Annotated in this window: 12 protein-coding genes and 1 tRNA gene; 9 read left to right on the top strand and 4 right to left on the bottom strand. The window is 65.4% G+C overall.

The genetic code is table 11. The features are described 5' to 3' along the window. The first annotated feature begins 28 nt into the window (after positions 1–28). The 4 genes from argE to ACWPWT_RS00685 all read left to right on the top strand — a co-directional run bounded on the left by argE (position 29) and on the right by ACWPWT_RS00685 (position 5,675). Positions 29–1,198, top strand: a complete 1,170-nt coding sequence (gene argE, locus ACWPWT_RS00700) for an acetylornithine deacetylase (RefSeq protein ID WP_454278146.1) — start codon at positions 29–31, stop codon at positions 1,196–1,198. Between the two features lie 294 nt (positions 1,199–1,492). Continuing rightward, positions 1,493–2,821 carry an EAL domain-containing protein gene (locus ACWPWT_RS00695; protein WP_454278145.1) on the top strand — a complete coding sequence of 443 codons (1,329 nt, stop codon included), beginning with the start codon at positions 1,493–1,495 and terminating at the stop codon, positions 2,819–2,821. Next, positions 2,808–5,219 carry a tetratricopeptide repeat-containing sensor histidine kinase gene (locus tag ACWPWT_RS00690; protein ID WP_454278144.1) on the top strand — a complete coding sequence of 804 codons (2,412 nt, stop codon included), beginning with the start codon at positions 2,808–2,810 and terminating at the stop codon, positions 5,217–5,219. The genes ACWPWT_RS00695 and ACWPWT_RS00690 overlap by 14 nt, the downstream gene beginning before the upstream one ends. Positions 5,220–5,285: 66 nt before the next feature. Beyond that, positions 5,286–5,675 carry a response regulator gene (locus ACWPWT_RS00685; RefSeq protein ID WP_261269825.1) on the top strand — a complete coding sequence of 130 codons (390 nt, stop codon included), beginning with the start codon at positions 5,286–5,288 and terminating at the stop codon, positions 5,673–5,675. Positions 5,676–5,703: 28 nt separating this feature from the next. Here ACWPWT_RS00685 and ACWPWT_RS00680 read toward each other — a convergent pair whose 3' ends face one another. Continuing rightward, entirely contained in the window at positions 5,704–6,552 is an 849-nt protein-coding gene (locus ACWPWT_RS00680) for a class I SAM-dependent methyltransferase (protein WP_454278143.1), read from the bottom strand. On the opposite strand from ACWPWT_RS00680, the gene ACWPWT_RS00675 reads away from it, so the two are divergent. The 5 genes from ACWPWT_RS00675 to ACWPWT_RS00655 all read left to right on the top strand — a co-directional run bounded on the left by ACWPWT_RS00675 (position 6,536) and on the right by ACWPWT_RS00655 (position 9,035). Next, positions 6,536–7,360 (top strand): ComF family protein, encoded by an 825-nt coding sequence (locus ACWPWT_RS00675; protein WP_454278142.1) that lies wholly within the window; start codon positions 6,536–6,538, stop codon positions 7,358–7,360. The two genes, ACWPWT_RS00680 and ACWPWT_RS00675, sit on opposite strands and share 17 nt — an antisense overlap. Positions 7,361–7,391: 31 nt before the next feature. Then, on the top strand, positions 7,392–7,649 hold the full coding sequence (grxC, locus tag ACWPWT_RS00670) for a glutaredoxin 3 (RefSeq protein WP_261269822.1): 258 nt from the start codon (positions 7,392–7,394) through the stop codon (positions 7,647–7,649). Then, entirely contained in the window at positions 7,646–8,470 is an 825-nt protein-coding gene (locus ACWPWT_RS00665; protein ID WP_454278141.1) for a carbon-nitrogen hydrolase family protein, read from the top strand. The genes grxC and ACWPWT_RS00665 overlap by 4 nt, the downstream gene beginning before the upstream one ends. Continuing rightward, positions 8,467–8,898, top strand: coding sequence for a DUF1178 family protein (locus tag ACWPWT_RS00660; protein ID WP_454278140.1), 432 nt, complete (start codon positions 8,467–8,469; stop codon positions 8,896–8,898). The genes ACWPWT_RS00665 and ACWPWT_RS00660 overlap by 4 nt, the downstream gene beginning before the upstream one ends. Before the next feature lie 60 nt (positions 8,899–8,958). Then, a tRNA-Arg gene (locus ACWPWT_RS00655) sits at positions 8,959–9,035 on the top strand. A 200-nt stretch (positions 9,036–9,235) separates the two neighbouring features. On the opposite strand, the gene ACWPWT_RS00650 is transcribed toward ACWPWT_RS00655, so the two are convergent. From ACWPWT_RS00650 to ACWPWT_RS00640, 3 genes are all read right to left on the bottom strand, one after another. After that, positions 9,236–9,993 (bottom strand): IS5 family transposase gene (locus ACWPWT_RS00650; protein WP_454278139.1). Its coding sequence is split into 2 segments (ribosomal slippage): positions 9,236–9,660 and positions 9,660–9,993, totalling 759 coding nucleotides; the frame shifts between segments, so codons are not numbered across the junction. 269 nt (positions 9,994–10,262) lie between these two features. After that, a complete protein-coding gene (locus ACWPWT_RS00645; RefSeq protein WP_261269767.1) occupies positions 10,263–10,460 on the bottom strand; it encodes a hypothetical protein in 198 nt (65 codons plus the stop codon). A gap of 250 nt (positions 10,461–10,710) precedes the next feature. Then, positions 10,711–11,468, bottom strand: a protein-coding gene (locus ACWPWT_RS00640) for an IS5 family transposase (RefSeq protein WP_454278138.1) whose coding sequence is annotated in 2 segments (ribosomal slippage) — positions 10,711–11,135 and positions 11,135–11,468 — 759 coding nt in all. Because the reading frame shifts where the segments join, the coding sequence is not laid out codon by codon here. Positions 11,469–11,513: the final 45 nt, after the last annotated feature.

Raw genomic sequence — 11,513 nt, 5'->3', positions numbered from 1 at the left:
GGATTGTCACATCGGGCAGGATGCCGGCATGACCCCGGACCAACTCTCCGCCCAGGCCACCACCATATTGGCCGACCTGATCGCCATCGACACCACGTCGCGCGAATCCAACCTCGACCTGATCGCCTATGTCGAGCGGCATCTGGCGGGGTTCGGCGTTACCGGGCGGAGGGTCTTCAACGCGGACGGCAGCAAGGCCAATCTCTATGCCACCGTCGGGCCGATGGAGCCGGGTGGCGTGGTCCTGTCGGGCCATAGCGATGTGGTGCCCGTCGATGGTCAGCCCTGGACCAGCGACCCCTGGCGGTTGACCCGGCGCGGCGACCGGCTGTTCGGGCGGGGCACCTGCGACATGAAAGGTTTTCTCGCCTTGTCGCTGGCGCTGGCACCGCATGTCGCGCGTGCGGGCGCGCGGTGTCCACTGCATCTGGCGATCTCCTATGATGAAGAGGTCGGCTGTCTGGGCGCACCGTCGATGATCGCCGAGATCGCTCGCGAGCTTCCCTCGCCCGCTGCCGTGGTTGTGGGCGAGCCGACCGAGATGGTCGTGGTAAGTGGTCATAAGGGGATCGCGACCTGGAACGTCACGGTGACGGGGCATGAGGCACATTCCAGCCTGACCCATTTGGGCGCGTCGGCCAATATGGTCGCCATCCGGTTGATGCAGCAGCTTGCCGATCTGGCCGACCGGCTGACGGGGGAAGGGGACCCGCACAGCCCCTTCTGCCCCCATCACGCCACGCTGACCATCGGGCAGATGGCGGGCGGCACCGCCGTCAACATCCTGGCGCGCGAATGTCGGTTCGTCTTCGATCTGCGGACGTTGCCGGGGCAGGAGCCGGAGGCGGTGCTGGCACCCTTCTTCGCCGCCTGCGCGGAGGCCGATGCGGCGCTTCGCCTACGCTTTCCCGGGGCTGGCGTGTCGGTGGAGCGACGGTCGCGTACGCCCGCTTTCGCGCCGGAAAGGGACGGCGTGGCGGAACGGTTGGCGCGGGGCTGGGCGGGGGACAATGGTCCGGCGCGCGCGGTGCCCTATGCGGCGGAGGCCGGGCAATTTCAGGGGGCGGGTTTCTCGACGGTCATCTGCGGGCCGGGTTCGATCGCCCAGGCGCATCAGCCGGACGAATATATCGAGGTGGCTCAGATGGAGCGCGGCGCCGCCTTCATGCTGCGGCTGGCGGATGACCTGAAACTCTAGCCGTCAGGGAGTCGGCATTTTAACCAAAAGTCATGGGGCGATCCGGCTTCGTCGCCAAGGATCGCCCCATGGCATATCTGATTACCAAGGGCGCATGGTCTCGCCGTAGATCAGTGCGATGATGAACTTCAGCACGGATAGTCTCCCTCGTTGGCGCCCATTTCGAAAAGCGCGGAGATATGGTTAATATAGAATTAACCAAGAGGCAATGGGTAACTGATCCGGCAACGGATTGAGAACGCCCGTAAAAGGAGGTTAACACCTTCTTCAGTGATCGCGATTACATTTGAGGTGGTGAACGACACTCCTCCTCGAATCGCCGCCAGCGCCGCTGAGCCGAACGGCCTTCCTACCGGCGCCATGGCGGCGGGGGGTGTAGTGGATTCGCAATGGCAGTTCCTGATCCTACTTGCGGTCGGCAATTTCACGATCCTGCGGCGGCGCTTCGGGCGCGTGCATTTCGCCGCCCTGGTCGAGATGGTGGTCGCGCGTTTGGCGGCGGCTTTTCCCGATGGCGTCATACGCCCAACGGCACCGGCACAGATTGAAATCATGATGCTGGCCCCGGTCCGCGAGGTGCTGGAAGAGCATCTCGCGGCGATGAGCGCCTTGTTGTCCGAACCTTTTGAAGTGGCCGGCGAGCGATGCCGTATCGAGCCGGTTCTGGGCGCGGCGGTGACGACGGTGCCGCATGATGACGATATCCGCCTGTTGGAAAATGCCGAACAGGCCTTGGCCGACGCGCATATCGAATCCCGGCCCGTGGTGCGCGAGATGGCGGCGCGCGCCGATCGCCTCGACCGCATCGCGCTGGCCCGCGACCTCAGCCAGGCGGTCGAGCACGATGGCCTCTATGTCGAATATCAGCCCAAGGTCCATGTCCGTCAGCAACGGATTTGCAGCATCGAGGCGCTGTTGCGCTGGCGGCATCCGACCTATGGCATGATCTCGCCGATGGAATTCATTCCGGTGGCGGAGGAGTCGCGCACCATCGCGGCGCTGACTCTATGGACACTCCGCCGGGTGATCGCCGACCAGCGGTGCCTCAAATGCGCGGGTCATGACCTGAGGGTCTATGTCAACATCTCGGGCATGTTGTTGAGCGACCAGAATTTCGTGCGCGAGGCCTGCGCGCTGGTGACCGATAGCGGCGCCAGTATCGGGTTCGAGATCACCGAAACCTCGGTAATCCGCGATCCGGACAGCGCGATGGCGAATCTGCAGGTGTTCGTCGATATAGGGATCACCATCGCGATCGACGATTATGGCGCGGGACTGTCCTCGCTGTCCTATCTCAAGCAACTACCCGCTTGCGAACTCAAGATCGACAAGCTGTTCATCACCCAATTGACCAGTTCCAACCGCGATCCCCTGATCGTCCGGTCGACCATCGATCTGGCCCATGCGCTGGAAATGGAAGTAGTGGCGGAAGGGGTCGAGACCCCGGCCGCGCTCGCCCTGCTCAGCGTCATGGGGTGCGATATGGTCCAAGGCTATCTGATCAGCCGTCCGATCGGGTTGGATGCGCTGACCCATTTCCTGGCGGAACAGGGGCATGAGGCCGCCGTGGCATTGTCCCGGCCGACGCCCTTTGCCCGCTTGGTAGCGAATGCGCGCGGTTAGGATCGGATTGATCGTCGCGGCCTTGCTCGCGGCGGGACTCGAGTCGGGCGCGCGCGGAGCGAAGGGGCCGCAACCCCTGTTCGATCGTGCGATCGAGGCGGCCAAGGCCGAGATGCTCCGCGATCCGGCGGCCGCCGTTCGAAAGGCCGAAGGCGCGCGCCAATCCGCTGCGCAGATCGTGGATGCCGACCAGCGAGCGCTGGCCTTCGCGACCGCAGACTGGCTACGTGGCGAGGGCGCGCTCCGGCTTGGAGACGGTCAAAGGGCCCGTGCGGCCATTGCCGAAGCGTTGACTACCGCGCATCGACTGGCCCCCCGATCCGATCTGTATGGCAATGTCCTTTTGTCCAAGGGCAGCCTGGATACCGACAACGGCAATATCTCCGCCGCCCTTCAGTCCTTTCAGACGGCGTACCGGGTCTTTCAACATCTGAACGATCCACGCGGTCAGGCGCGGGCGCTCGTCCAGATGGCGAACCTGTATATCAACGGCAAGGATTTCGCGTCCGCGCTGCGTTATCTGGAACAGGCGCGTGCCGCCTATCAGGGGGACGACGCCCTGCGAATGGTCGTGCTCAACAACCGTTCGCTGACCCTTGGCGAGTTGGGACGCCCAGAAGATGCACTGGCTCAGTTGCGGGAGGCAGGGGCGCTGGCGCAGCAGCTCAATAGTCCCCCGATGCTGGCGCAGGTATGGCGCAATATCGCGCGCAGCGAATTGCGCCTGGGGCGCGTCGAGGCGGCAGAAGCATCGATCGCGCGTGCGCGGCGTGCCGATCCCGAAGACGCGCGTGCGCTGGATAGCATCGCAGCGCAGGTCGCATTCCAGCGCAACAGATTCGACGAGGCCGCGCGGCTGATCGATCGCAGTTTCGAAGGCGTCGATACCCTTCAGACCGGCATTTCGTTCAGGGATGCGCATCAGAGCGCCTACCAAATCTACGCAGCCATAGGTCGGACGGCGGATGCGCTGCGCCATCTGGAGGCGTTAAAGCGGATCGACGACGAGGCCACCCGCCTTGCGACCTCCACCAGCCTCGCCCTGATGGGCGCCCGGTTCGACTTCGCCAATCAGGAGTTGCGGATCGCCCGGATGAAGGCTGCCGACCTGCAACGCAATATCGCCTTCGAACGCGAGCAGTTGCGCACCGAGCGGATCATCCTGATCGGCTCGGTTGCGGCGATCATCGTGGTATTGGCGCTGCTGGGCATCTGGCTGGTCACGCTGGGTCGCAGCCGCAACCGCATCCGCGCGGCGCATGGCGATCTGGCGGTGACCAACGACCGGCTGGAAAAGGCGCTGGCGGTCAAGACCGAGTTCCTGGCGACCACCAGCCACGAGATCCGCACGCCGCTCAACGGCATTCTGGGTATGACCCAGATCATGCTGGCCGACGCCGCGCTGCCCGGCGATCAGCGCGAGCGGGTGGAGGTGATGCACGGCGCGGGCATGACCATGCGCGCGCTGGTCGATGATCTGCTGGACGTGGCCAAGATCGAGAATGGCCGCATGACGCTGGAACGCGCGCCCTTCGATCTGGCGGCCACGGTCCGTGACGCGTCGCGTCTGTTCGAGGGGCAGGCGGAGGCCAAGGCGATCGGCTTTTCGGTCGACCTGTCCGACTGTCCCGCGACGGTGCTGGGCGACTCGGCGCGTATCCGGCAGATCGTCTTCAACCTTTTGTCCAACGCGCTGAAATTCACCGCCTCGGGCCGGGTGACGCTGTCGTCGGAGCGGACGACGGACGGCGTTGCGATCCGTGTCACCGACAGCGGCATCGGCATATCGCCCGACAAGCAGGAGGAGATATTCGAGGCATTCCGCCAGGCGGACGCCAGCACTACGCGGCATTTCGGCGGCACCGGGCTGGGGCTGGCGATTTGTCGGCGACTGGCACGGGCGATGGGCGGCGACGTGACGGTGGAGAGCATGGTGGGGCAGGGATCGACCTTCACCCTGACGCTGTCGCTGGAGGAACTGGCCGTCGAGCCGGCGTCCGAGCGTCCCATCGTCCTGATCCTTGATCGCAACCCGATCCGGCGGGCGATGTGGACCAAGCTGTGTGACCCGCATGCCGCCGCCACCTTCGTCGGCGACGCGGACGAGGCGGTCGCGCGTCTGGGCGAAGGGGGTATCGCGCGCCTGCTGATCGACGATAGCGCGATCCGTGATGCCGATGGCCGCCCGATCCTGTCTCCGATCGAGACGGGCGTTTCCTCGCAAATCCCGACTTTCCTGTTGTGGCCGGAATCGGAGCCTTTGGAGAGGAACGAATATTTTGCCTCCGGGTTAATTGAGGTTATCGCAAAACCGGTCTCGGGGGTTGAGGTGATGCACAAGATGTTTGGCACCTCACCGCAAACCGCCGCCACGCCACTTGTAACGCAAGCGGCATGATCGCTAGGGCGGGATTATGATCTGCGTCATGACCGGAATGGGATGCGATACGGGGAAAGGACGCCGATGAACGTCCTTTTCATCGAGGATGATCGCATGAACCGCCGGGTGGTCCGCGATATGCTCGACGTGGCGGGCGCCAATATGGCTGAAGCGGAAAATGCCGAGATCGGCCTCGCGATGATCGAGCGCGATTCCTATCATATGATCCTGATCGATCTGCGGATGCCGGGCATGGATGGTATCACCGCCATTCAGCAGATCCGGGCCCGTGGCGATGCCAAGGGCGAAGTGCCGATCATCGTTGTCACTGCCGATAGCGGCGTCGACCTGCGCGAACGCTGTATGACGGCGGGGGCCGATGACGTCATCGTCAAGCCGGTGGCGATGGACCAGTTGTTCGAGGCGATGGGCCGCATCCTGGCGGGGGATCGCGGCGGCGCGATGATCGGCTGATCGCCTCCGCGCCGGACAGGCTTTCTATCTAGCTCGCCACATCCGGTTTGGGGCGCAGCGCATCGGCCAGCGACGCGGTCGCGCTGCCCCTCTTGGCGGGGAGCGGTTGCGACGGGTCGGGGGCCCAGCCGGTCAGGAAGATCAGGTTGAACTGTTCCGACACCCGCCCATCGGGGTCGGCCATATCCGCAAAGGCCGCCGCCGCCGCCGCCAGTGCCGCACGGCCGATCGGCCGCCGCTCGGCCAGCATATTGCTGCTGCCCATGCCGCGCAGATCGCCCAGCAGCCGCCCGAAGTCGCGGTAGCGCACCTCCAGCGTCTCGATATCCGCGACGGGCAGGGTAAAGCCCGCCCGCATCAGCAAATCCCCCGCCGAACGGACATCGACCTGCGGATGGAGCCGCGCGACCGGCCGCTCGGCCTCCGCCACGCGCAACGCCGCGCGCAGCCGGGGGAGCGAACCGCCGCCCACGAACGCGCCGAGGAACAGTCCATCGGGGCGCAGCACCCGTCGGATCAGCGTCAGTGCGCCGGGCACGTCATCGATCTGATCGAGCACGCCCGCGCTGACCACCAGATCAAAGCTGCGATCCGCGAAGGGCAGACGATCCTCATCCCCCTGCACCCCGCCCGCCGCATGTGCGAACGCAAAGCCGGGGTCCAGTCGCGCGACCCGCGCGCCCGGCGGCGCCTGGAAGCCGCCGTCGAAGCAGCCCAGGTCCAGAATGTCGCGAAACGGCCGCGTGACCGCATCCAGTCGCTCGGCAAGGCCATCCAGCATGGCCGCGCGCAGAAAGTCGTGCGCGGCGAAATCCGGCTGTGCGCGGTCGCGGCGGAGACGGCGGGCATTTCGGTCGAAGATGGTCGGGCTGCTCACCCGGGCGCTTGTGCGCGCTTGTGCGATCGGGAACAAGTCGAACCCGATGGGCGGGCAGGCGAAATGGCAGGGATTCGCGCCGGGCGGGTGGCTGGCCGGGGCGATCCGCTGGGCCCTGCCGCCGCGCTGTCCGGGCTGTGCCGAGCCGGTCGAGGCGGATCATCGCTTCTGCGCCTCTTGCTGGGGACGGTTGCGGTTTCTGGACGGGGCGGGCTGCGTGCGTTGTGGCCTGCCGGTCGCGCAGGGCCATGGTGGGGGAGGCTGGTGCGGAACCTGTCTCGCCGACCCGCCGCGCCATGCCGGTATCCATGCCGCGGTCGCTTATGGTCCGATCGCGCGCGAATTGCCGATCCGCCTGAAACATGGCGGCCGGATCGGCGTGGCGGAAACCATGGCCGGGCCCATGGCGCGGTTGATGCCCGAACGGGCCGATCTGCTGATCCCGGTGCCGTTGCATCGCTGGCGGCTGTGGCGACGGGGGTTTAATCAGGCGGTGCTGATCGGTGCGGGCGTGTCGCGGCGGACCGGCGTTCCGCTGCTGCGCGACGGGTTGGAGCGGGTTCGCGCGACGCCGTTGCTGCGCGGCCTGTCGCCCCGTGCACGGCGGGCGGCGGTGACATCGGCCTTTCGCGTGCCCGACCCGGCGGCGGTGGCGGGGCGCCGCATCGTGCTGATCGACGATGTGTATACGCCGGGTGCGACGGCGGGCGCCTGTGTCCGCGTGCTGCTGGCGGCGGGGGCGGCGTCGGTGGCGATCCTGTGCTGGGCGCGGGTCGTCGATCATGACGCAACCGACCCCGACGATTGACAAGCGCGCCCACGCGCCACACCTGAGGGGGATGGCAAAGGTCGAAATCTACACCAAGGCGTTCTGTCCCTATTGCACCCGGGCCAAGGCGCTGCTCGCTTCCAAGGGCGTCGAGCCGGAGGAATTTGACATCAGCATGGGTGGTCCCAAGCGCGCCGAGATGATCGAGCGCGCCCATGGGCGGACCACCGTGCCGCAGATTTTCATCGACGGACAGCATATCGGCGGTTCGGACGATCTGGCCGCGCTCGACAAGCGCGGAGGGCTGGACCCGCTTCTGTCCGCATGACCGCCATCGCGGTTCTCCAGATGACGGCGGGAATCGAACCTGCCGCCAATGCGGATACGCTGGAACGCGCCGTCGCCGAGGCGGCGGCGGGGGGCGCGGCGATGCTGTTCACGCCCGAAATGTCGGGGCTGATCGACCGCGACAAAGCGCGTGCGGCAGAGCATTTGATGCCCGAGGACCGCGATGCCGTCCTGGCGCGGGTGCGTTCGGCGGCGGCGGCGCATGGTCTGTGGGTTCATCTCGGCTCGCTCGCGGTGCGGCGGGAGGATGGGCGGCTGGCCAATCGCGGCTATGTCATCGACGATCGGGGCGACATTCGTGCCTGCTATGACAAGATGCATCTGTTTGACGTCGATCTGCCCAGCGGCGAAAGCTGGCGGGAATCGGCCTCCTATGCGCCGGGCGAGCGAGCGGTGGTGGTCGATACGCCGGTCGGGCGGCTGGGCCTCGCCATTTGTTACGATTTGCGCTTTCCCGCGCTGTTCGCCGCGCTGACGGAGGCGGGGGCCACCTTGCTGTCGGTGCCCGCCGCCTTCACCCGGCCCACCGGTGCGGCGCATTGGCATGTGCTGCTGCGCGCGCGCGCGATCGAGGCGGGGGTGCATCTCGTCGCCGCCGCGCAGACGGGCGAGCATCAGGACGGCCGCGCAACCTATGGCCATTCGCTGGTGGTCGGACCTTGGGGCGAGGTGTTGCTCGATATGGGCGATGCGGCGGGTCTCGGCTTTGCCGCCATCGATTCGGCACAGGTCGATGCGGTCCGCCAGCGCCTGCCTGCCATCCGCCATCGCCGCCCTATCCCACCGGTGGTTCAGTCATGATCGTCTTCGACCTGCGATGCGCGCAGGGCCATGTGTTCGAGGCCTGGTTCGCTTCGTCCGCCGCTTATGCCGACCAGCGCGAGGGCGGGCAGGTGGAATGTCCGCTCTGTGGCGATCGCGCCATCGAGAAGGCGGTCATGGCCCCCCAAATTGCGGCCAAGGGCAATAGTCGTCCCGACACCCCGTCCCCGCAGGCGATCCGTGCCGCGCTGGAGCAACTGGCGGGGCAGCAGGCGAGGATGCTGGAGAAATCCACCTGGGTCGGGACCGCCTTCGCCGATCAGGCCCGCGCGATGCACGAGGGCGAGGCCCCGGTCGCGCAGATCCATGGCCAGGCCAGCCTGGCCGAGGCCAAGGCGCTGGTCGAGGACGGCGTACCCGTCGCGCCCTTGCCCTTTCCGGTGGTGCCGCCCAAGCAGGTGAACTGAGCCGCCGTCAAACCACTCTGGACCATGCCGCCCGTCCCGAGTATCACCGCCGCCGCGTGGGGCCCCGTAGCTCAGCAGGATAGAGCATCAGATTCCTAATCTGGGGGCCACTGGTTCGAATCCAGTCGGGGTCACCACGCGTTTAAAAACAATGACTTAGCGGCTATCTTCCGCCGTTTGTCTCACAGTAAAATCTCACAGCTTTAGCCGCAGCTAATAGCCAGCCAAGCGCGACGTTCGCGTTATGGAACGTCCGCCAGCGTCTTCGAATTTAGGGGTGTGCCAAGCTAAGCAGGCGGCATGACACTAATGACGGCTTAGGGTCAGGACTCGTTGATTACAGCCAGAAGATGACGGTGGCTGCGAGGGCGATGGCCGAGAAGAAGGCGGTGGGGCAGCGGTCGTAGCGCGTAGCGACGCGACGCCAGTCCTTCAGACGGCCGAACATGATCTCGATGCGGCTGCGGCGCCGATAGCGGCGCTTGTCGTACCGGACAGGCTCGTTGCGCGAATTGCGGCCCGGGATGCAGGGCTGGATGCCTTTGGCCTGGAGAGCGTCCCTGAACCAGTCCGCGTCATAGCCGCGGTCGCCAAGCAGCCATTGTGCCTTGGGCAGGTCATCGAGCAGCGCTGCCGCGCCGGTGTAGTCGCTGACCTGGCCTGCGGTCATGAAGAAGCTCAGCGGGCGTCCGTTCGCATCGGCGACGGCATGGAGCTTGGTGTTCATGCCGCCTTTGGTGCGGCCGATCAGGCGGCCAAGATCCCCTTTTTAACCCGCAGGCTCGATGCCGTGCGGTGCGCCTTCAAGTAGGTCGCGTCGATCATGACCGTTCCTGGCTGCGCGCTTGCAGTCGCCAACCCCTCCATCATGCGTGTGAACACACCGGCCTCGCCCCAACACTTCCACCGATTGTATAGCGTCTTGTGCGGGCCGTAGGCGCTCGGCGCATCACGCCAGCGCAGCCCGTTCTTGTTGACGAACACGATGCCGCTCAGCACCCGCCGATCGTCCACCCGTGGCTTCCCATGGCTCTTTGGAAAGAACGGCCGCAGCCGCTCGATCTGCTCATCCGTCAGCCAAAACAGGTCGCTCATTCCGGTCTCCTTGCGGAGCCTGAATCAGATCGCGACGCTGACATCAATGGGTCCTGACCCTAGTATGGGGGCGGCTTGTTATTTCTCTAGTCGGGGTCACCACGCCAGCGTCCCATGGGATCAGCCGACAGGATCGCGCGGTTCTTCAGGGCTGGCTTCGGCCGCACCGCTCAGCGAATTGTCGTCAACGCCAGCCGCTATCCTGGTCTACGCTGGAGGTGGTGCGGGTAGGGAACGCCGACTTCGCACCGATCCCTACCCGCAAAGGCTCACTTCTGCTTTTTCGCCTTTTTGGCATAGTGGTGATGGGTGAGCGCGCATCCCGCCGCAGCCCCGGCGACGCCATGTCCCTTGCCGACCATATGGCCTGCAACGCCGCCCGCGACCGCGCCACGGATACAGCCCTTGGCATAGACCGGGCTGGCGACCAGAGTTGCAGCGGCGATGGCGATAACGGAAATTCGCATGACGGGCTCCTATGTTATGGCGTTATCGCAAAGTCTTGGAGCGGGTCGGCCGTTCCATGACAAACATGTCAGGACGATCTCGACGGCAGTGACGGAACATCGCGGCGATCTGATCGATCGATGCGGGATGGAGAACTGAGCCGATATGACTGAACCCTTGAGTGCCGCCGCCCATGTCATTCAATTGGCACTGACCCCGATATTCCTGCTGACTGCCGTGGGGTCGTTGCTTAGGGTCAGGACTCGTTGATCACAGCCAGAAGATGACGGTGGCAGCGAGGGTGACGGCGGCAAAGAAGGCAGTGGGGCAGCGATCGTAGCGGGTAGCGACCCGACGCCAGTCTTTGAGGCGGCCGAACATGATCTCGATGCGGCTGCGGCGCCGGTAGCGGCGCTTGTCGTATTTGACCGGCTCGTTGCGTGATCGCCGGCCCGGGATGCAGGGCTGGATGCCTTTGGCCTGGAGGGCGTCCCTGAACCAGTCGGCGTCGTAGCCGCGGTCGCCGAGCAGCCACTGCGCCTTCGGCATGTCATCCAGCAGCGCTGCCGCGCCGGTGTAGTCGCTGACCTGGCCCGCGGTCATGAAAAAGCTTAAGGGGCGCCCGTTTGCATCGGCGACGGCATGTAGCTTGGTATTCATACCGCCTTTGGTGCGGCCGATCAGGCGGCCAAGATCCCCTTTTTTACCCGCAGGCTTGATGCCGTGCGGTGCGCCTTCAGATAGGTTGCGTCGATCATGACCGTCTGCGGCTCGGCGCCAGCTGCAGCCAGACCTTCCATCATTCGCGTGAACACGCCGGCCTCGCCCCAACGCTTCCACCGATTGTACAGCGTCTTGTGGGGGCCATACTCGCTAGGCGCATCTCGCCAGCGAAGCCCGTTGCGATTGACGAATACGATGCCGCTCAGCACCCGCCGGTCGTCCACCCTCGGCTTGCCATGGCTCTTGGGAAAGAAGGGCCGCAGCCGCTCCATCTGCTCGTCCGTCAGCCAAAACAGGTCACTCATCTCGGTCTCCTTGCGGAGCCTGAATCAGATCGCGACGCTCACATC

This window comes from Sphingomonas sp. Marseille-Q8236 (assembly GCF_965112005.1).
Note: the sequence above shows the minus strand (reverse complement) of the source record. Positions and strands in the feature narration are given on the sequence as shown.